The organism is Lysinibacillus sp. NPDC056232 (genome assembly GCF_042267565.1).
Taxonomy (GTDB): Bacteria; Bacillota; Bacilli; order Bacillales_A; family Planococcaceae; genus Lysinibacillus.
The window spans coordinates 19,802-40,767 of the sequence record NZ_JBHJTF010000020.1; the positions used below are offsets into that span (position 1 = coordinate 19,802).

A 20,966-nucleotide genomic window follows, 5' to 3' on the forward strand; every position below is an offset into this window, starting at 1 on the left:
CTATACCTGTTGTCCATTTTTCAATCTTTTTAAGAAGCAATTTCTAACATTGTAGATGATGCTTGATCGTTGGAACATATTGCATTAATAACACCTTTTCGCTCTATTCTCTATTTAACTATCAGAAACGTCGAGAATCATTAGGCATTTAGTTGCCCATCTCGATTGCTCTCAAAGCGCATAAAAAAAACCTTCCACAATAGATGTGAAAGGCAATCAGCGATTTCTATAGCATTTCTACCCAAAAACTCACTTGAAATAAAAATTCATCGCGTTTTGATAAAGAATTTTCTCAGCTGACGTTGCATCAAATAATTCTTGAATCAGTTCAATATCTGCATAAGCAAATGGTCTTTTTGCTCGTGTGGACGGTAAGTCTGTACCGAACATTAGCGCTTCGGGATTAACTGTATAAATAGACTTCAAAGCATGTTGTACATCGAGCTCCACACGACCAAATCCTGTCGCCTTTACTCGTACACCTTTTTCTACGAGGCGCAACAAATGAGGTAAACCTTCCTCGGATAATCCTAAATGATCAATTGAAATCGCCGGTAAGTTTTCAATCGATGGTGCAATTTCAGGCAAATTTTTTGCGTCTATATATAATTCACTATGCCAGCCAGTTAAATCATAAACACGTCTCGCTAAGTAATCGAGTTTCGATAAATCTTCGGAGCCGCCACGCTTCACATTGAATCGTAGTGCACGTACACCTCTGTTATGTAAATCCATAATCTCATCATCTGTCACCGAAAATGGTAGCTGCGTAACACCACAAAATGCAGACCCCATTTTCTCTAAAGCATTCACTAAGTAAGCTTGGTCAAAACCTTGAAAGGAACCTGATACAATTGCCCCACCTACAATAGGATAAGTCGCTGTTTCTTTTTGATAATCTTCTACAACAAAGCTTGGTGGTACATATCCTTGATTTTCAGTAATCGGAAAATCAAAATCAATAATGTGAAAATGTGCATCAAAAATTCTCATCTTTCCTGCCTCCTTTCTATTACGTTATCAAACAAAGAACATAAAGAAAATTTATGATTTTTTATGTAAATTCATAATTTTTTCTTATCAAATAGAACGTCCAAATCGTTAAAGTCTTGCAAAAATCCTATCTTGAGTCAAAACAAAATATAATTCCTTATAAGAAATACCTTAAAGCATTGCTTCCTGATGTAATTAACGCTATAAAACCTGCCACCATGATCCATATTGCATAGCGATTCTCTTCTTGTTTTCTCTTACTTATCCAAAATAATATTATGCTAATTACTAATAAAACCACACCCAAAACTGCACCTATACTAATGCCTATAATCATTCCCATTTCTAGTTGCCTTCTCTCTTTTCATTTTTTATTGTAAGTACAAATATTCATTACTAATACCGTTTTACCATACTTCAAGCTACATCGCATCCTCGTTTTCAATATTACGAATACCTAGATACGCAATTATTACGCCCACAGCTGCAAGCCCTAATTGAAGTGGAATGAAGGTCACCAATGAGACTGCAGGATTATAAGAACAAGCAATCGCTACTACGAGTAGAGATGAACCAATAGTTGCCGGAACAGAATGATTACGCATCCCAAAATACAATGGAATTAAGCTTGTTCCTGTTGCGGCAATAGCAAAAGGTATTATGTTTATGACTTCTCCAATAAACTGGTTTGCAGTTATTGAAAATGGAACGATAGGAAAATAAAAATTAATGATCGAAAAAAGACCAGCTACAACGATATTTGACAACATCATAGTCATTAAGGTTAAAACAGCGATCAAGGCCAGTTTACTAGCAATCAATTTCTTACGACTAACCGGATAAGTGAACATAATCAAAATGGTTCTGTTTTTATATTCTTCAATAACTAGTTTCGCAATTAATACCGAGGCAAACACAATAAACGTTGCCCTCACACTAGCACCAATCATTACATAAACATCTTGATACGTTGAAATGGGTATATCCCCTTCTCTTTGTGCAATATAAATAACGAAACACACTATTGCTGTTATAACGATGTTTGCGATAATTGCACCTTTTACATACCAACCTAATTTAAATTTCTTCATTTCCAGCTTTAATAGATGTAGCATAGCACCATTTCTCCTCCTCGGTTTGTTATTGCATGATAATATAAACAACACTCACTATGTTAAATATTGGTACGTCATAACCATTCCAGTATTTATCAATTAATAAACGTAATAAAATAATAGCTAAAATAATAGTCAATGTTGTTTTAATAAGAATATCTAATACTGGCATTAGTCCACTTCCAACTTTAAATCCCCACGGCACAAGATCAACTGGAAAGGAGGTCGCCAGAATACAAATGATTATTCTTATAAAGTATTTAGATAATTGATATTTTTTCCACCCTAGTTCCATCAGTTTAAGCATGGATTCTCTCTCCGTTCGTTCATTTAAGAAATGCTCCTCTAAAGAGCTATGTATTTTTTATTACTTTCAATCTCAATATCATTCATAAGTGTTTTTTCAAAGTGCTGACATTAATCGATATCTTTTCAGTACTCTATCCAATAAAGTAATAGAATTTCACCCTTCTCCACATACATGTTTACACTTAAAACGACCCCTTTCATGTACTTTAATTGTACGAATCGATCATCTCTTTTTTCTTACTCATTCCTTACAAATTTATTAATTAAAAACTGCACCCCAATTATTAGAAATTAACTAATAATTGAGGTGCAGTTCAATTAGCTTTATTGATTTTTATTGTTACAAGTCATCAACAAAAAAAGCTAGGCTCACAAAAAAATTGTGAATACCTAGCTGTTTTTATGCGTGTTCATTTGTTAACCATGACACTACTAGTTTAGCATATTATTCTAACAAATTCCACAAAAACCACAAAATGTATTTTCTATATTGTGATTAATGGTATCAATGTTTGAATTCTTCAACCAAACTTGAAAGCTTCATGAGCGTTTTCCAATTGCGGACAGTCGCTGGAATCTCAAGTTTTTTTAGATTATTGCCTAGTTTGGAATTTCGAATGCTGTCATAAAATAAAAGATACACATCTCTTCCACTTATGACACTGCGTTCTCTTTCGTTTGTAAAGGTTAAAAATTGGTCACTATTGACCTTCGAAGGAGCTGTCGGCAACAAAGCAACATGCAAACATTCCCCTTTACATGATTGCTCCGCTTCCGAAATCTCCTGATCTGAAAAAGGGGATTGACTAACAATCCGCTGTATTTCCTCTGCTGTCCTAATGACAACAACGCTAGATACTCCAAAATCCGCTTTAATTTTATCGTGTATTTTCGTTTGCAAAAGCTCCTCAGTTTCGTCTGATTCAAAAAGGATGTTTCCACTTTGGATATATGTCTTCACATTATGTAATCCAAGCTGCCCAAGAGAACTTCTTAATTCTGCCATGATGATTTTATTATGCCCGCCTACATTAATTCCTCTAAGTAGCGCAATGTAAATGGTCATACTATCCCGCCTTTCTATATACATTTTATTTACTAAAAATAGCTACATCCTTATATTGCTGTAAAGGCTTATCCTCTAGAAAATCAATAATCATCTCATTAAAAATATCTCTGGACATCGTACTTAATGGATCGAATGCATTTTTGAATAATGCTAGTTTTGCATTTTGAATATGGTTAAAAATAATTCGGGATCCTTTCCCTTCATCAACACCTGTTATAACTTTTCCTTCGCCGCCCATTACAAGTGTAGGTGACTTTATTCGATACAATTGATCAGTATGAGTTGGAAATGGTGCCTTTTTCATCGCAAGTAACATCTTCTTATCAATCGAAAAAGACTCTCTTAAAATACGTTGAGTATAAGGATCCCCTTTATACAATTTCATCATGAGATTTATTATTGTGTGGTATGGAAGTAAACTAAATATAAAATTTGATATCGTCAGTACCCAGCTAGCCGCGACTGTGGGCATCTCGCTATAACTATTAGAGACTACAAGCTTATCTACGTAAGTTGGGTATTTTATTGCAAGTAGAGTAGCCAATTGACCACCTTGCGATACACCGACGACATGAATTTTGCTAATTCCTAGTACATCCAAAAAATATTTGATATCCTCCACAATGATATGGTGATCATATTTATTATTCGGGAATTCCTTTGTTGTATCACCATGTCCTCTATAATCTGGCATAATCATTTGATAGTGTGTAGAAAATGCTTCAATTTGAGGCTCCCACATTTTCCATGATGCCCGCTCCCATGCAAAAACAATATAGGCGTCCCTTGACCTCTAATTTCGTAATGGATCGTGATATTGTTCGCATTAACGTTTGCCATCAAATATCCTCCTACTTTGTATAATTACCTTTTCACGCTTCCCACTGAACTAAAAAATACTCTGTCTGTTGGATAACAAAATTATAGAAGTCATGATACGACAAAAGCGTCACCAAAACCTTTAGGCTGAAAGTTTTCTATACTCAACAGGAGATTTTCAGCCTAGTTTTTAATTACAATATTTAGAGTAGTGATACCCATTAGCGAAGAATGAACCATCCTTTACTCAATAGGGACCAAATTTTTATTTTCGATCCACAATGACATGCAAAATGCTATTTCTATAATAATCATTACCAATGCCAGAATTGCCGGTGAAAATGAAAGGCCAACTACTAAAGCTAAAAATGGAATAATTATCGAGAAAAACATATACACTTTCGAAAGATATAGCCAGCTAAACGGCAGTAAATGAGCACCGAAAATCATGGCAATTACCATAACAAGTTTTTCTGGGATAGTCGGATAAATCCACATAGCAATAAGTAAATAGATAATTTGATTAAAAGAGAATAACATGCCCAGATTTGTAAGCGGGTTTTTCACATTCTTAAAATCAATTTTCATTAATTTAGATAGTATAAAAGCTAAGGGTAAAAGTGGTGCAGTACAACAAAATGTCAAAAGATTTTTCGTTAAGATCGGCAGGTTGGTTATATGTATCACAAATACCAACCCCCAAATAACTATGGAAGCTACTATAAAATGTAATCCTCTTTTTTGTTTGATTGCACAATCCAAACGAATTTCACGCAGATTCATGAGTCTCACTCCTTTACTGCATTTTTTATCCTAGCGTTTAATTCTTTGCTTAATCGCTCGTTCTCATATTTAGCATAAAAGTAAAAAGTAATAATATGAATAGTTAGCGTTATAAGTACAACGATAAACCAGTATGGAACTATGAACAAGTACATTTCTTTAGAAAAGAGCCACACACATGCGAATCCAACGAAAACATTTGCAGCCGTTGATAAAGTACTATTCACAGGGCTACTAAATGTGCCATATTGCCATAAAAATGGATAAATAACTCCAAAAGTGATTGAGCTTAGAAATGAGATAATAGTTAGACTAATTAATTATTAGAATTAAGTATTACGTGTGCTTCATCTTTTGGAAGATTTTTATCATAGAAAAATAGTGTTTTCATTCTAACTCCTTTCTTAATTTAAAAATATCAAAGTAGTATGAAATAAGCAGCAAAAATTCACTTTGATGCACAGTATTTTATTTTGTTACATTACTTGACAGGGGTATCTTAACTACATAAAAATAGTAACTGAAATCAATCTTTTTTTGGTATAGCAAAAACCCTCTCACTTTTTTAAGTGATAGGGTTTTTATTTGTTTCTCACTTTATAGGGTAAATACCAAGGACCATTAGAATTTTACTTATCTATACGAATCATGTGTAGGTTGAAACAAGCCTTCTTCTGAATTTCTAACAACAGAAAAGTGTTCGACATTGTAATGACCATGAAGAGTATGATTATGATGCTTAATAATTTGTTCTGCACTTAAAACATCACTGTCCGCAGTTGAATGCCCATCACCAACTAACGTAACATCCAAACCACTAATAGTCGCAGTTCTTACTGCACTATCGATACAGTGCTGCGTCGAGCAGCCCATCACAACAACATGTTTAATATCTTGAGATTGTAAATGATTTAGCAGTTCAGTCCCATGGAAACAATTCGATGCTTTTTTATCGAAAATCTTAACTTCCGTAGGTACATTAATGCCATTATGAATATCGAATCCTTGCCCTTTACCTTCAGCTACATCGAGATCCCTTACAAAGACGACTGGAACATTGGATTTTCTTGCTTTTTCAATAACTAAATTGATATTTTTAATAAGCAGTTCTTTATTAAAAACAGCTCTTTCTTCCTCGTTGCCATCGATTAAATCTTGCTGAGCATCAATAATAAGTAATGCTTGATTCAAATAATTTTCCCCTTTCAATATGAGGAAACGCTATATAATATTTTAGTTAGACGGTTTCCCCTTTTTGTTTATCACGCTAACATAATTTTTAATCATAATATCTACCCCAAAATTGTCATTTAAGACTAATTAATTTTATCATATTTTCCAATAAAAGGTAGCATATGAAATGAAACAATTCACTAATTTTTGGTACTATTACAATCTTTAAGTATATAATCCATACATTGAATAGTGTCATCGATGCGTTGTTTTTTCGAATTACAATAGCGTATATTGGAGCCTTCTCGAATACTGATGGCTTCGTTAATAATTTTGTGAAATTCTTCTGGTAAATGATGTATTGCATATTTACATGCATCAACTTTTGAAACAATATCGTTTTCTTCTAATGTGTAAAATTGCCGTAAAACACCTGTTATTGACCACTCTACTTCTAAATCAACTAATTTATTTGGTATTAAGAATGCTTTATATTTTTTTATTTTTTGCAATCTATTCGACCAATAACTGTTCATATTTTCTAAAACATAATCATTAAGCACTCTTTCATCTACATTGAAGTTATATGTAGCTACATCTGATCCTAGAATGGTGATTCCTTTATTGTTTAAAATCCACCATGTAATTGGGTTAATATCATCGTTACCCCAATTTATTTTGCCTTCATTTACCTTTAAACAGCCTTTTACCTCACTCTGTTTCTTTCCAACATCCTCAACAAGTATATAACTTCCATCCATCCCTACATTCTTATATTTTCGATTTAATTCTTTATGAAGGTCGGATATAACTTTCGCATCTTCTTCTGTTAAGGTTCTGTTTACAACTGTAATAAAATCGATATCACTAGAACCGTTTATGTATGCGTTTAGAGCAATGGAGCCATGTAAATAGAACCCTTCCAGTGTATTAGGCATTTCATTTTGAAATAGGGTTATATATTCATTTAAAACTTTTTGAACCGGAATAGGAACTCTAGAATCCATAAAAACACTCCTTTTAATCTGATCAATACAATATTAACAAAATGCTTTCTATATTTTCCATTATTTGTTGATATTAATGCGGTTATCATCTAAATGTAGGGTTCATTTCTGTTCCGACTAGGCACTTTCTTGGGGGCGTCCAGTCTTCATTCCAATCAACTTACATACATAACATACGTTTTAGACAAAGGTTATCTCTACTTTTGATTAGAACAAATCTATTCGAATCCAGCTCTGTTGTCATATCGGAGTATCTTTTAAAAATTCATTGGGTATTCTAGGGATTAGATAAGGAGTGGGAGAATTTGTACACAAGTTATTTACAAGTAGTTGTTCAAACGATTATTAGTTTTTTTGTTCTGCTGACACTTACGAGGTTTTTAGGTAAAAAACAACTAAGTCACTTAACCTTCTTTAACTACGTAACTGGTATTACAATTGGTTCAATGGCAGCCAATATGGTAGTTTTAAAAACAATTGTATACACAAAATTTTTAGTAAGCTTAATTGTTTGGTGTGCGCTTACTACTTTAATTAGTTACATCGCTATGAAATCCGGAAAAGCAAGAACATTACTTGATGGACAACCGACAATTGTTATTAAAAAAGGGAAAATAGATAGAAAAGCTTTAGCAAACACTAAAATTAATATTGATGACCTTACGATGATGATTAGACAATATCAAGTTTTTTCAATTACAGAAATTGACTATGCTATATTAGAACCCAATGGCATGCTTAGTATTCTTAAAAAACCTGAATTTCAAAGCCCACAAAAGATGGATTTAAAAATTGCTCCTTCATCCCCGGCTTTTATCCCTATTGAAATCATCACTGATGGGAAGCTATTGAAACGAAATTTATTGGAAGTTGGAAAAAGTAAAGAATGGCTGGATAACGAATTAAAAAAAGCAAAAATACAATCAATCGAAGAAGTTTTTTATGCAGAAATTCAACCGAATGGTAAAATATTTATCCAAAAATTTGATTAAGGAAATTTCCATATCCAGTTGCTTCCCAGTACTAAAAAATTGACAAAAAAATCTATTTATGCAATAATTTACTTTTATTATATTTATTTGTACAATAGGATTCTCCTGGCCAGGGGGAATCCTATTTTTTTTGAAGGAGTGTATTTGCATGAACAAAGGTGAATCCAGTTTAACTTCATTAATCTCAGCTTTTGCCAGAGCTTATCACAGTCAATTCGATACCCCTATAATTTTTGATGACTACCTTGCAAAAGAATTAATCACACCAAAAGAGTTCCATGACATTCAAACAAATATGGTACAAGGCATCCAGTTTTTTAACAAAGAAATCGCAGAAAAACTAAATGGACAAACTGAAGAGCTATTAAAATGGATTGTGCAAACTCAACTCTCTCCTACTCCCTTAGCACGTGCAGCATATTGTGAAAAAGTTTTGCTAAATGAAGTCATGTTAGGTTTACAGCAATATGTCATACTCGGAGCAGGGTTAGATACGTTTGGCTTAAGACACTCTGAACTTGAAAACATGTTGGAAATCTTCGAAATTGATCACCCTGCAACATAGGAATTTAAAAAGAAAAGAATGGCTGAAGTTAATCTAAAGCTTCCTAGTAATGTACATTTCGTTTCGATGGATTTCACAAAAAAGTTTGCAACTCAAAATTTATTGGATAGCGGCTTTGACAATAAAAAAACTTTCTTTAGTCTATTAGGCGTTTCCTATTATTTAACGAAAGAGGAAACTTCAAGCTTACTTGATCATTTATTTGCCAATGTACCATCAGGAAGTTCCATCATATTTGATTATGCAGATGAAAAACTATTTAAAGAAAGTGGAATTTCAAATCGTGTTGATAACATGGTGAAAATGGCTGCAGCAAGTGGTGAACCGATGAGATCGTGCTTTACTTATGAAGAACTGGAAAAAATGTTAGAAAACTCAGGACTGCTTATTTATGAACATCTTTCGCCAGATACAATTAATGAGCTTTATTTTGACAATCGAAAAGATTATCTAACAGCCTTTGAAACGATTCATTACGTTCATGCTGTAAAAAAATAAGTTAAGTTCGGAGGAATCTAATGAAATTTTATCAATTGTCTAAAGAGAATGGCAAAAACATAACACAATTTAGGTCAAATTTTATTATGTCTCGTATTATCAACACTGAAACATCAGCTAGTATCGGGTGCATGTATTTAGAAGAAAACGATGTTATTGGCTATCATCAAGCTGTAGTTCCCCAGCTTCTCTTAATTATAGAGGGCGAAGGATTTGTAAGAAATGAACAGGAGCAATATTTTCAAGTCAAGCCTGGAGATGCAGTATTTTGGGAAAAGGGTGAATGGCATGAAACTAAAACGGATAAAGGATTAACTGGCATCGTGATAGAATCTGAGCAATTAAATCCGGCAGTTTTTATGCCTTTAAAATAAGTTACTAATATTTTTAAACTATTTCTCAGGCAATTAACTATGCAAAAATAACATTCTTAGCATATTTTAGTAATGTAAATTGGTTTAGTCTTACACCTCCGAGGCTTGTTACTAAGGGTCACTTATATTAATAAGTGGCCCTCTATAAATTTACTGTTCAAGAAATAGTGTTTCCATATAGTTTATTGACAAACTCCTAGTGTAAAATCAAAGAATTTTCCAACGCTAAAATAATTTTCTGGGAAATTTAGTGGAATCGGAATAAATATTGCTTCTACTCCTTGCCATGCTTATTTTCCCTCCCCGTATTTTACTTTAAAAGCAGGACTCAGCTCACTCCACACATCAAATTTATTTCCGTCTAAATCGTAAAAAACAAAATTTCTTCCCGCATGCCCCCTATTTTCAACTTCTCCAACTCTAATTCCTTTATCTCTAAAATTTTTATGAATAGTCTCTAATGCACTTAATCCATCAACCTCAAAGGTAATCGAAAAATGTTCTATGCCGTAGCAATCAATGAAATTTGAGCTTTGATTGTTCATTGATCTAACAAGAAAAATACTTTGATTGGCAAAATTAAGAATAGCCTTATCGGTATCTACGTAACTGCACTCTGCTCCCAACTTACTTACATACCACTCACATGACAGTTCTACATTGCTGACTGGAATATAAGTAGTTCCTATTCTAATTAACGTTTCACTCATCTAATCGCCCTCTCCAATGTCTTTAATGAATTATTCTATTTCTAGCTTTTATATCCCTTCTGACCAGTTCTACAATTTCTAAGTTCCCCACAAATGCGCAATGGTGAGGTCTGCAAAGTTGCATTTGTCTACAATCTGAAATGACCAGACTCAATTTTAAGTTCTGGTCATTTCATTTTTTACTTTTATAATTATTGGTCACTATACTTGAATGTTTTTAAGGAAATGATAAGTGTCAAAGCTAAGCAACCCAATAAAAGGAGTAAAGATTCTCCCCATGTACTAAAGTTATTTAGAAATGCGGCTTTAATTCCATTTAAAAACCATTCAAATGGATTTACTAGACTAATCATTTGTATAAGATTTGGTGCCTTTTCCATTGTAAAAAATGCATTACTACAAAGTAGCATTGGTATCATCAGTACATTTGCAGTCATACTTAGATGTCCCTCGTTTTTCACGAGACTTGAAATAAAAAAGCTTAAAAAGACAAAACTTAATGAAGCTATAAGAATAATCGGGGTCATATATAAGAGGATATTAAAAGAAAAATTTAGTTGATTGATAACGATAGCGAATAAAAGCACGATATAAGATAAAATAATCGCTACTATAGCCCATGCACTAGCAATACTGACGATATATCTCCATAAAGGCATTGGTGTTGCGTGAAGTAAATTATAAACGCCTCTTTTTCTTTGCGATAACGCTATAAAAGCAGTGGTCATAAATGAATAAAAAAATACACTAACAGAAATAATTCCTTCTACATAATTTCCTGCATAGCTCGGTAAAAATATCCTTAACGCAACAATCGCAGCAAATGGCATTAATATTGACCAAAAGAGTAAATACATATCCTTTATGCTAGATTTCAAATTTAATACGAAAATAGCTTTCATCTTCTCGCTCCTCACTTCGTTAATTCAAAAAATAATTCTTCTAAATTTTGAGTTTGATAGCGCTCCATTAAAGCATCAGGTGAGTCATTTGCCATTATTTTTCCACGATGCATAATCAACACTCTGTCAGCTACATTCATTACCTCCAACATATCGTGGGTAGAAAATAAAACTGTAACGCCGGTATCTTTTAAACGTTTAATGATCTGTTGAATTTCTCTTTGACCTCTAGGATCCAATCCAGCAGAAGGTTCATCCAAAATTACTAATTTAGGATGATGCAAAGTTGTCACGATAATTGCTAGCCGTTTTTGTTGTCCTAATGACAATTTGATGGCAGGCGTTTTTTTGACCTGCAATAAATCAAAAGCGGCAAGTTTTTCTTCAATTTCATTTTTTGTTAGCGAAATTCCATAAAATGCCCCGAATAATTTTACATTATCCTCTACAGAATAACCTTCGAAAAAAGGGGTTGATTGAAGCTGCGTACCTATTTCCTTTTTGTAATCAGATGTCCAGTACTCAATCGTTCCACTGTCCTGAGGAATAATGCCAAGAAGCATACCGATCGTTGTTGTTTTCCCAGCACCATTTGAGCCCACTAAAGCTATTATCTCCCCCTCTTGAATGTCAACATTTATATGATCAACGACACACCTAGCTTTATAATTTTTCGTTAATTGACTAGCACTAATGAGTTTTTTCATTTTTTCTCCCCTTACTTAACATTGTATATTCAACATTGAATATATAGCTATTTTTTAACTCCCTCATTCGAGAGAGTTACTTTTTTTCATAATTTCAATAGCTTGATGTACAAATTTGGATTGTACTTTTACAATTTCTAGCATATTATCAAATGCTAGCTGTGTTAATGCTGGCAGTTCTCCTTGCACAGCAATCAATTTCGCTTCATAGCCAGCATTGATCGCCTTTTCTTCTTGTTCCAAAATTATTTTCTGCTTTTCTAATGCATCCACCGCTTTAGCTTTTGGCAGTTTAAATGCAAAGGATACACCAGAATACAATGTTGTAGGATAAACTACAGAGGATTTTTCAAGCGCCTCGATAATTAATTCTTGCTCATGCGATCTGCCCTTTTCAGTAATTTGGTAAATTGCTTTTTGTCTGTGACCCGTGGATTCAATACTAGCCACCTCTATATAGCCATCTTTTTCAAGCTTCTTTAAAGCATTATAGATAGAGCCGATTAGCACACCACCCCATCGTTCAGCGTCACTTAATTCAAGCATTACTTTAATATCATAGCCTGTCATTGGTTTTAGCCCCAACATAGCAAGAACTAATAGCCTTGTCATAATAATCACCTTTTTATATTCAACGTTGAATAAATTGAATATAACAATTCTTATTTTTTTTGTCAATAGGCTTAATAATTATTGTTGAAATGTTTTAAAAAAACTAAAAATACTACAATAACGTATTTTATGATAAAATGAATTATATTGCACCATCAAAGGGCATAAACCAATTCAGGCTGTAGCAAATTTATTTGCTACAGCTTTTCATATTTATGATAAAAATCTTCAACAGTAATGGATTTTATTTCATCACTAATTCAGAAATTTGCTGTGATTAGGTAAAGCAATCTGCTCGAATTCATTTGCTAACTTATACAAATTTCTAGTAAGCTCTTCCCCCTTCATTGGTAATCCATGTCCTGTAATAGCAACTGAAGGTTTTAGAGCCTCTAATTTTTTTACAGAATCCCAAGCAGCTTGCCAATCTGTCGTGAAATATCGTGGCGGTCCGCTAATTTCCTTTTTTTGTAGCAACACTTTGTAGAGCGACTCTTGTTTAACCGTAACAAATGCATCTCCAACAATTAACGCTCGATCCTCTTCGCGAAATAAAGATATATGCCCTGGCGTATGACCCGGAGTATGAATCCAACGAAAACCATCCATAAATGGAATACTTCCATCAAAAGGGAGTGCCTCAACGTTGTTTCCTAAGTTAATGGCTTCATTCGGAAAAAATGATGACATTTTTGCTAGTAAGCCACCATTTACACTAGAATCAGGTTCAGGATAATTTTTTATATCAGTTAAATAAGGTAATTCTAAAGAATGTGCATAAACCGGCATACCCCAGTGTTCAATTAAATCGATTATCGCCCCAACATGATCAAAGTGACCGTGCGTCAAAATTAACGCTTTAGGTCGACTATTTGTTCCAAATCTCTCCTCGGCTATTGAAATAATATTATGTGCACTTTTTGGCATACCAGCATCCACTAATACAAATTCACTCTTATGAGGTTCACCGTAAAGTACAATATTAACAATTTGAATCGTATGCTGGTATAAATCAGGTAATACTTCAATACCATCTCCGCTCCAAATTGAAGTTGCTGGAATATATTTAAAGTCACTCCCATAATTCATATCTTTATGCATGGAAAACCCTTCTTCCTCATTGAATTGTAAACAATCATATTTTTCCTTTATACAGTTAAAATATAGCAAGAAAAAAATGGATAATAATTCAAAACTAGCGCAACAGTTATAGTATATTTAATGGATTTACGTTCTCATGCAATTTCTTCTTCACACGATAAGATGTTATAACCTTCCCTGTTCGCTAGCTATATGTTTAAACATATATTTTTCCATAGCATCTTTTGAATTCACTATTAAACAGAAACGACCTATAAGCATTAATTAACAGTCCCCTTTCATTAGTTCCTTTCAAACGCTCGTGCCAAAGCCTTTACGCCTACAATGTCATCCTTACTTCCGTTGAAAAGTAATAAAATAGTCTCATTGTATAAAACTACCTGCAAATGTATAATTTTACTGTCTTTTGTTCGAAGTAAGTGATTTTGATTTTTACTTCGCCCGATTAAAGCACGGAAAGGAACGTGGTAGTTTGAAGATTGTAGGAATAATTATAGGAGTTGTGGTTTTACTTATTGTTGGTTTAATTATTGCGAGCAAGCGAATCGTGAAAAACGCTAAAAAATCACAGTTAGAAATGGAGTCGGTTAACCCTTTATCGAAAGAAAAACAGCATTTGCTTGCCTACGGTGCCAATCTAGCTCTTTATCGGTCTGAGTCGCCTCGGATACTGCCGGTGAAGGTAGATCATGAAACTTTGAAAGAAGGTCTTTCTTCTAACTGGGACGTTAATAATCCAGAGGAGGCTGTAGAGACCCTAGAATGGCTACTTATGGAAGGGCATCGTGCAAGGTATGATGAGTTCCTTAATTCATTGAAAGCTGGCCAGTCTTTTACAGAGGAAGAAGTGGGCAAATCGCAGAAGTGCTACGAATCTGCGCAAGAAGTAATGATGAAGCAGCTTTCCTTTGCAAAATCAGACTATGACCGTGTGGACACTATTGCCGCCTGGGATTTCGACCGAGCTGTAAATATTGCAAGATGGAGCTACATAGTTGGTTATATAACCGAAGAACAGGCATGGGGCTATATAACGCGAGCAGCTGATGCCGGCAGCCATATCTTCCAATCTTGGAAGGACTATCTTATATCATTTGCATTTGGCCGAGCCATTGCTTACGAGGGTGACATTTACGACATCATTTGGAGTGGAAAGGAATTGTTGAATGAAAAAGATTCGATCTGGAATGAATTTAGCATTCAGCGATCAACGGCACAGGATTCCAATAACTTAACATTGGACAAGGTTTGATGGCATTAAAAAACCTGCTAGATATTTAGCTACTTTCTTAGCTAAAATCTAGCAGGTTTATTTATTTACGAACAGCTTCAAATGTAATTAATGAATGCTCTTTTGAAGGCTTCTTGTTATAAACATATTCAGCGGAGCAAGTAATATCAGAAAAACCTAAGCTTATTAATATGTGTTGGAATTCTTCTATTCCGTACCATCGTACCGGGAATCTTTGTAATTCTGTATCTATTAATTTACCATTTCTCCATTTTTCATATTTTAAAACGGTTAGCGTATATTGATCGACCCAGTTCATTTCAACGGCTTTTCTTTCTAATGAAATTCCTTCCTCTTTTGAAATTTCATAGTAGGATGAAGAAATTTCCCCTGTTCGCCAGTCTGTAGGTAAAAGCAAGTCTACAATTATGCGACCTCCAGGTATCAAATGATTATACATACATTTTAATGCATCCATTGCATCTTTTGAATTTTCTATTAAACATAACGAACCTGTCGGCATAACAATCGCTTCATATTTTATGTCTAATGAGAAATTGCTCAAGTTACCTTCATATAGATTTGGCTTGAATCCTCTTTCTTTACAACGTTTTCTGCATAAATCTAACATTTCAGGTGAATAGTCGATTCCCTCAACATTATATCCCTTTTCAAGTAAAGGAATTAAGAAGCGTCCAGAGCCAACTCCCGCTTCAAGCACTTTTCCCGTAGTTCCTTTTAATCGTTCAATATAATATTCAATATCCCCACCAATAGAATATCCTACTGGTTTTGTTAAATCATAAAGTTCTGTACATAATGGACCGTAATTACTATACAATGCAATTCCTCCGATTATTTGCAGAAGAATCTATTCGATTTTCACTTAGTTCTTCCACACCTTATTTTTGTTTGATGGAAAAATAGAGCTGACTTTCATAATAAATCACTCACTTTCAGTATAATATAGTAAAATTATACATAATTACATCAAATTGCACAATGTAGTTATTTTATTACTAATCAGCATAAGTGAGGATGAAATTTGTTGATTTAAAGTGGATACTGGCAAGGAGAATTTTACTACCTTTTTGTGCTTAATAAAAATTAGGAGAGGATACTATGAAAATAGACAAAGTGTTTGCAGAGTTCCCTTTATTAAGCTCTGAAAATCTAGTGCTGAAAAAAATTGAAGCTGCACATTTACAGGAAGTTTTTGCGATCTATGATAATGAAAAAGTATTTGAATATTGTGGGATGATCCCTAAACATAATATCCAAACAGTTGGTAAAATGATTGGTCATTTTGACAGGGATTATCAGAAGAAAAGCAGAGTCAAATGGGGCATTTTTCAAAAGTCACACAGCGAGCAATTAGTAGGCATTATAGAAGCAATGGATTTTAATCAAAAAGTGAATATGGTGACGATTGGTTACTTTTTAGCAGAGGACTATTGGGGTAAGGGCCTTGCATCCGATTCGGTAAACATACTTGTCAAATTTTTAGTTGAGGAAGTTCATATAAATCGAATACAGGCCGAAGTAATGCCATTAAACGAAGCATCTAAAAAGGTTCTTCTGAAAAATGGTTTTTTAAAAGAAGGGCTATTAAGACAAGCGACTTTTTGGTCTGGTACAGGTGTTGTAGATTTAGAAATATACGTTTTGCTTAAAGATGAGTACAACGATAAAAAATTGTGTAATCTTCATGAACGGTTGTGTCTTTTAATAGCTAGTTTCACCTATTTCAAATGTTTAGAAAGACATCATTCTTGCTGACACCATTTATGAGATAATTAAATTAATGAATGATATCAACACGCCGAAAGAGTGATACTATTGACACATGAGCATAAACCTATCAACTTGCAATACCGTAACATGCGAATAGCTTATTTGATAGTTATTGTTATTACCATTTTATTGGGGTTATCCTCCAGAAAATGGAGTGCCCTACTCCCGTCATTTATAGCGCAGAACGCTGGGGACATGCTATGGGCTATGATGGTCTATTTTGGATTTCGATTGTTGCTAGTACGTAAAAGTACCCTCACAGCTATTTGGCTCAGTTTTTTGTTTAGCTTCGGCATTGAATTTAGTCAGTTGTATCAGGAAGATTGGATTAATCAGATTCGTGGTACAACGCTCGGGGCTTTGATACTTGGCAAAGGTTTTCTTATAGAGGATTTGGTTCGATATACAGCAGGTATCATAATCGTTACTGTTTTAGATACGATGGCACTTAAGTTCACTTTTCAAAGTTAAAGAAAAATCGCTAGGGAATTAATAAAATTCTCTAGCGATTTTGTATTTGGGGTTATAAATTAATGAACCTTATTTTAAATGATCAATCTTTATTACAAAGCCATATGAGTAACTGGTCATCGTTCTTTTCTATTCATTAATCCAATTAATTAATTCCCTATCAAAAGTATTTGGTTCTTCAAACATTGGGTTATGGCCGCTTTTTTCAAAAATGACCTTCGTCACATTTTCAAATGAATCATCAATTACATCCCAGAGCGAAACAGGAGCGACTAAATAATCATACCTTCCTAACCCTACAAAAATAGGTTTATCTACGTGAGCCAATGATTGGATTAAATTTCGTTCAGCAAAAGCTACACCCCAAAGGTAATCAATAGCTTCCATATTTGTATAGACGCCATCCCACATATAAGCAGCATCGAACTTATAGTCATAAAAGCTATGCGCCCCCATGCGAATACACATATGCACAAATCGTCTTTCCGGATCATTGTGAATATCATCCTCTAAGAAAGCAATATCATGCTCAAATTGCTTTGTTCGTTCAGCACTGGCAGTCTCATTAAAAAATGAAAAGCTTTGCTGCTGTCTCTCCTGACTGTTTGTCGGTGCTGAATTTAGTAAAATGACCTTCTGAACAAATTGAGGATATTTTTCTGCATATGCCAAGGCCATAAATGCATGTCCAGAATGTCCTAAAATGATAAAATCCTCAAGCTTTAACAATTGTCTTGCTGTTTCGATATCCTCGACAATTTTATCCAAAGTATAATCTTCTTTCTTTAAAACACGAGGTGGCTTCACAAAACCTCTATGATCTAAGAAAATAAATTGAAATTGTTTATATAAATTCTCCGAGAACAAGCGTGGATAATATACACTGCTACCCACTACCAATATAGGCTGCCCTTGTCCCTTCACACAATATTTTAATTCAAATCCTTCATTTAAAATGCTTTGATAATTATTCATCATAATAGTCCTCTTTTCTTTTTATATAGAAGAGCTATCATATAATGCTCCTCTTTCTATCACTCCCCTTCTTTTTTACATTCCCGTGTTTTCTCCATAGAACGTTCCAGCATTCTATCTCACCTCTATTATTATTTTCTATGTATATAAAAGTAGAATTTTCAAAATAGGAATTATTTTCTTAAGTATACAAGAATAATTAAAGAGTTTAAAATTATTAAATATTAAGAAAAAATAGAGAGTTAGAGGATATAAGAACATGGATAAGCGATTACAGCACATCATAACATTAAGAGAGAATGGCCGATTGGAAGAAGCAAATCAATTAATGGTGGCACTAGTTCAAGAAAAGCCTGAAAATGCATACTACCAATTTCAATGTGCCTGGACATATGATTCATTAGGAAAAGAAAAAGAGGCTATCCCCCACTATGAAAAAGCGATTCAATTAGGGCTCAAACCAGAAATTTTACTAGATGCTTATTTAGGATTAGGCAGCACTTATCGTACATTAGGGCAATATGAGCAGGCAAAACGTATTTTTGAACAAGCCATAAGCGAGTTTCCAGAAGCTGAACATTTAAAGGTTTTCTATGCGATAACACTTTATAATCTTGGTGAACATTCAATGGCTGTGGAAACTTTATTAAATACAATAATTCATACTACTAATCATGAAGGCATAAAAGATTACCGCAAAGCCATTAAGTTTTACAGTGATAAGCTAGATCGAACTTGGGAATAACACAATAAAAGCATAAAAGATCAGGCTTCTATTTTGTGAACCTGATCTTTTCTATAGTTGTCTTCCTTTTTGGGTTCTCGATATATCATATAAAGTTCTCGATAAATTCTAGATCTAAGTCGATAAATATAGGATTTCCCTCGATAAATCGACCTATAGAAAGTTTTCATTGAAGCGACTCTATGTATTTCAGTTAATTATGTTTATGAACATTTCATTATACAAGAATCTATGATAAAATAAGAACATACATTCGCCCTCCCTTGATTTTCCACACGGGAATATTTTGTTATAAAAGTAAATTGGGTGCGAGAATACATCTTCAACTATAACATTTAATGTCGGATAATCTGTAGTTGTAACAATAAAAAAAATAACCGTCGCTTTTATTAGCAGCCGTTATTTTAGTCTGTAGACAATCACTTTTCTAATTACATAAATCTGTATGGCTATTGCAAGACCACGTACTGAAATGAATATTCTTAAAGAACTTTAATAGGAGATCCTACTTAAAATGTAGTATCTCCTTCCTTTGTGTTTAAAAAATAGAATACCTTTATTATTTCTACACATTTGGTTCAGCTTCTTTTCATACTAATGATGAGGAACCGTTGATTTTTCACGGAGAGTGGCGACTCCTGCGGGATGAGCTTGCGCTGAAAGCCCCGCAGGAACGTAGTGACGAGGAGAATAATCAATTATGCCTCGGCATAATTGTGTCTGGAATCGGCTTTGTGCTTGCACAAAGAACTCCTTGCCGATTCCGTGACATCCGCCGGAGGCTTCAACTTCTTTCAGCAGGTGTTTGGACACCCTCTGAAAGAAGTTGAAGCCAAGCCCGTGGAAAGCGCCAACTCGGAGTGAAAATCAACCTTTGCTTTTTGATACAAATTATTTATATTTATTCTTTTGTCGACAAGCTGAAATAGCAACCGTTATTTTTTAAAAGTTATAGCGCCTTGGAAGCTTGATGAATTAATGCAGCTACCATTTTATCCATTTGTGCAAAACGATCGTCTTTTGTTTGGCCGTTGACGTATCGACAATAGATTTGCTGACAAATTACAGCTAATTTAAAATAGGCAAATGTAATATAATAATCGATAGCTGAAACATCTCGTCCGCTTTTCTCTGCATATCGGTTAATGAATTCCTGACGTGTATAAAACCCTGGTAAAGTCGTTATTGGTGGTTCTCCAAATGCATATAGCAGCATTTTTGGGTCATCTGCATGCATCCAATAGCTCATGGCTACCCCTAAATCCGCTAATGGGTCCCCTACAGTTGTCATCTCCAAATCAAAAAGCCCAATCATTTCAGTATAATCACTTGAAAACATAGCGTTATTAAGCTTGTAATCATAATGAATAATGGTTGCTTCATGTTCAGAAGGTACATGATCCTTTAACCATTTTGTCAACGCTGCTACTTCAGCATGCTCTGCTGTTTTTGCTTTGTCATAGCGTTCAATCCATCCATATACTTGCCGTTCCATAAATCCTTCTGGCTTCACCATATCCTTTAGTTGCGTTTCCTTATATGGTATTGCATGAAGAGCTACAAGTGAATCAACCATCTTTTCCGAAATGAGACGTCCTAACTCCTCCGTATTTTCAGTGCCAGCTGGGAAATGAGTATCAAGTACGATCCCCTTTTTCCGTTCCATTAGGAAGAAATCACTGCCGATAATATCTCGATCGTCAACGTACACATAAGGTTGTGGTACAGCAGATAAAAATGGATGTAATGCAGATATAATCGTAAACTCACGTTTCATGTCATGCGCTTTTTTGGCGACTGGTCCATGTGGAGGTCGACGCAGAACAACTTCAAATTCGCCTACTTTTAGGCAATAAGTCAAATTTGAATGTCCAGCACTAAACTGTGAAATCTCTAGCTTCCCTTCTGGTAATTCCGGAAATTGACTCTTTAAAAATGAATGTAATTTCACTTCATCAATACGTTCACTTGCCCTTACTTGTATCGTATCCATTGTACCCCTCCTATCAATTATGCCTCGG

Annotated in this window: 24 protein-coding genes and 1 pseudogene; 8 read left to right on the forward strand and 17 right to left on the reverse strand. The window is 34.3% G+C overall.

Annotation, left to right across the window (positions count from 1 at the left end; all coding sequences use genetic code 11):
- Nucleotides 1-249: 249 nt before the first annotated feature.
- The 7 genes from ACFCYJ_RS15245 to ACFCYJ_RS15275 all read right to left on the reverse strand — a co-directional run bounded on the left by ACFCYJ_RS15245 (nt 250) and on the right by ACFCYJ_RS15275 (nt 5,088).
- Entirely contained in the window at nt 250-993 is a 744-nt protein-coding gene (locus tag ACFCYJ_RS15245; protein ID WP_376074781.1) for an amidohydrolase family protein, read from the reverse strand.
- A gap of 157 nt (nt 994-1,150) precedes the next feature.
- Nucleotides 1,151-1,336, reverse strand: a complete 186-nt coding sequence (locus ACFCYJ_RS15250; protein ID WP_376074782.1) for a hypothetical protein — start codon at nt 1,334-1,336, stop codon at nt 1,151-1,153.
- A gap of 79 nt (nt 1,337-1,415) precedes the next feature.
- Nucleotides 1,416-2,108: an ABC transporter permease gene (locus ACFCYJ_RS15255; protein WP_376074783.1), complete on the reverse strand. Its 693-nt coding sequence runs from the start codon at nt 2,106-2,108 to the stop codon at nt 1,416-1,418.
- A 25-nt stretch (nt 2,109-2,133) separates the two neighbouring features.
- On the reverse strand, nt 2,134-2,415 hold the full coding sequence (locus ACFCYJ_RS15260; RefSeq protein WP_376074784.1) for a hypothetical protein: 282 nt from the start codon (nt 2,413-2,415) through the stop codon (nt 2,134-2,136).
- Between the two features lie 507 nt (nt 2,416-2,922).
- Nucleotides 2,923-3,483, reverse strand: a complete 561-nt coding sequence (locus ACFCYJ_RS15265; protein ID WP_376074785.1) for a DUF1697 domain-containing protein — start codon at nt 3,481-3,483, stop codon at nt 2,923-2,925.
- 25 nt (nt 3,484-3,508) lie between these two features.
- Entirely contained in the window at nt 3,509-4,228 is a 720-nt protein-coding gene (locus ACFCYJ_RS15270) for an alpha/beta fold hydrolase (protein WP_376074786.1), read from the reverse strand.
- 320 nt (nt 4,229-4,548) lie between these two features.
- A complete protein-coding gene (locus tag ACFCYJ_RS15275) occupies nt 4,549-5,088 on the reverse strand; it encodes a DUF7010 family protein (protein ID WP_376074787.1) in 540 nt (179 codons plus the stop codon).
- 141 nt (nt 5,089-5,229) lie between these two features.
- Here ACFCYJ_RS15275 and ACFCYJ_RS15280 point away from each other — a divergent pair, with 141 nt between their 5' ends.
- The gene (locus tag ACFCYJ_RS15280; RefSeq protein WP_376074788.1) at nt 5,230-5,355 is read left to right on the forward strand and encodes a hypothetical protein; all 126 of its coding nucleotides are present in this window, start codon (nt 5,230-5,232) and stop codon (nt 5,353-5,355) included.
- 366 nt (nt 5,356-5,721) lie between these two features.
- Here the strand turns inward: ACFCYJ_RS15280 and ACFCYJ_RS15285 are convergent, their stop codons facing one another.
- Both ACFCYJ_RS15285 and ACFCYJ_RS15290 read right to left on the reverse strand, forming a co-directional pair.
- Complete coding sequence (locus ACFCYJ_RS15285; protein WP_376074789.1) at nt 5,722-6,279, reverse strand: cysteine hydrolase family protein; 558 nt, start codon at nt 6,277-6,279, stop codon at nt 5,722-5,724.
- Between the two features lie 182 nt (nt 6,280-6,461).
- Nucleotides 6,462-7,268, reverse strand: coding sequence for an aminoglycoside adenylyltransferase domain-containing protein (locus ACFCYJ_RS15290; protein ID WP_376074790.1), 807 nt, complete (start codon nt 7,266-7,268; stop codon nt 6,462-6,464).
- A 305-nt stretch (nt 7,269-7,573) separates the two neighbouring features.
- Here ACFCYJ_RS15290 and ACFCYJ_RS15295 point away from each other — a divergent pair, with 305 nt between their 5' ends.
- From ACFCYJ_RS15295 to ACFCYJ_RS15305, 3 genes and pseudogenes are all read left to right on the forward strand, one after another.
- Nucleotides 7,574-8,260 carry a DUF421 domain-containing protein gene (locus tag ACFCYJ_RS15295; protein WP_376074791.1) on the forward strand — a complete coding sequence of 229 codons (687 nt, stop codon included), beginning with the start codon at nt 7,574-7,576 and terminating at the stop codon, nt 8,258-8,260.
- Nucleotides 8,261-8,408: 148 nt separating this feature from the next.
- Nucleotides 8,409-9,323: pseudogene (locus tag ACFCYJ_RS15300) on the forward strand (class I SAM-dependent methyltransferase).
- Between the two features lie 20 nt (nt 9,324-9,343).
- Complete coding sequence (locus ACFCYJ_RS15305; protein ID WP_376074792.1) at nt 9,344-9,697, forward strand: cupin domain-containing protein; 354 nt, start codon at nt 9,344-9,346, stop codon at nt 9,695-9,697.
- Between the two features lie 290 nt (nt 9,698-9,987).
- Here ACFCYJ_RS15305 and ACFCYJ_RS15310 read toward each other — a convergent pair whose 3' ends face one another.
- From ACFCYJ_RS15310 to ACFCYJ_RS15330, 5 genes are all read right to left on the reverse strand, one after another.
- A complete protein-coding gene (locus ACFCYJ_RS15310; RefSeq protein WP_376074793.1) occupies nt 9,988-10,407 on the reverse strand; it encodes a VOC family protein in 420 nt (139 codons plus the stop codon).
- Between the two features lie 191 nt (nt 10,408-10,598).
- A complete protein-coding gene (locus ACFCYJ_RS15315) occupies nt 10,599-11,309 on the reverse strand; it encodes an ABC transporter permease (protein WP_376074794.1) in 711 nt (236 codons plus the stop codon).
- Between the two features lie 11 nt (nt 11,310-11,320).
- Nucleotides 11,321-12,016, reverse strand: a complete 696-nt coding sequence (locus ACFCYJ_RS15320) for an ABC transporter ATP-binding protein (protein ID WP_376074795.1) — start codon at nt 12,014-12,016, stop codon at nt 11,321-11,323.
- A gap of 63 nt (nt 12,017-12,079) precedes the next feature.
- Complete coding sequence (locus tag ACFCYJ_RS15325; RefSeq protein ID WP_376074796.1) at nt 12,080-12,628, reverse strand: PadR family transcriptional regulator; 549 nt, start codon at nt 12,626-12,628, stop codon at nt 12,080-12,082.
- A gap of 255 nt (nt 12,629-12,883) precedes the next feature.
- Nucleotides 12,884-13,729 carry an MBL fold metallo-hydrolase gene (locus ACFCYJ_RS15330; RefSeq protein WP_376074797.1) on the reverse strand — a complete coding sequence of 282 codons (846 nt, stop codon included), beginning with the start codon at nt 13,727-13,729 and terminating at the stop codon, nt 12,884-12,886.
- A 406-nt stretch (nt 13,730-14,135) separates the two neighbouring features.
- Here ACFCYJ_RS15330 and ACFCYJ_RS15335 point away from each other — a divergent pair, with 406 nt between their 5' ends.
- Nucleotides 14,136-14,981: a DUF1266 domain-containing protein gene (locus ACFCYJ_RS15335; RefSeq protein ID WP_376074798.1), complete on the forward strand. Its 846-nt coding sequence runs from the start codon at nt 14,136-14,138 to the stop codon at nt 14,979-14,981.
- Between the two features lie 61 nt (nt 14,982-15,042).
- Here ACFCYJ_RS15335 and ACFCYJ_RS15340 read toward each other — a convergent pair whose 3' ends face one another.
- Nucleotides 15,043-15,801, reverse strand: a complete 759-nt coding sequence (locus ACFCYJ_RS15340) for a class I SAM-dependent methyltransferase (protein WP_376074799.1) — start codon at nt 15,799-15,801, stop codon at nt 15,043-15,045.
- Between the two features lie 281 nt (nt 15,802-16,082).
- Here ACFCYJ_RS15340 and ACFCYJ_RS15345 point away from each other — a divergent pair, with 281 nt between their 5' ends.
- Both ACFCYJ_RS15345 and ACFCYJ_RS15350 read left to right on the forward strand, forming a co-directional pair.
- A complete protein-coding gene (locus tag ACFCYJ_RS15345) occupies nt 16,083-16,739 on the forward strand; it encodes a GNAT family N-acetyltransferase (RefSeq protein WP_376074800.1) in 657 nt (218 codons plus the stop codon).
- Nucleotides 16,740-16,790: 51 nt separating this feature from the next.
- The gene (locus ACFCYJ_RS15350) at nt 16,791-17,225 is read left to right on the forward strand and encodes a ribosomal maturation YjgA family protein (RefSeq protein WP_376074801.1); all 435 of its coding nucleotides are present in this window, start codon (nt 16,791-16,793) and stop codon (nt 17,223-17,225) included.
- Between the two features lie 129 nt (nt 17,226-17,354).
- On the opposite strand, the gene ACFCYJ_RS15355 is transcribed toward ACFCYJ_RS15350, so the two are convergent.
- Nucleotides 17,355-18,200 (reverse strand): alpha/beta hydrolase, encoded by an 846-nt coding sequence (locus tag ACFCYJ_RS15355; RefSeq protein ID WP_376074853.1) that lies wholly within the window; start codon nt 18,198-18,200, stop codon nt 17,355-17,357.
- A 259-nt stretch (nt 18,201-18,459) separates the two neighbouring features.
- Here ACFCYJ_RS15355 and ACFCYJ_RS15360 point away from each other — a divergent pair, with 259 nt between their 5' ends.
- Complete coding sequence (locus ACFCYJ_RS15360; RefSeq protein ID WP_376074802.1) at nt 18,460-18,945, forward strand: tetratricopeptide repeat protein; 486 nt, start codon at nt 18,460-18,462, stop codon at nt 18,943-18,945.
- A 949-nt stretch (nt 18,946-19,894) separates the two neighbouring features.
- Here ACFCYJ_RS15360 and ACFCYJ_RS15365 read toward each other — a convergent pair.
- Nucleotides 19,895-20,938: a phosphotransferase family protein gene (locus ACFCYJ_RS15365; RefSeq protein WP_376074803.1), complete on the reverse strand. Its 1,044-nt coding sequence runs from the start codon at nt 20,936-20,938 to the stop codon at nt 19,895-19,897.
- Between the last annotated feature and the right edge of the window lie 28 nt (nt 20,939-20,966).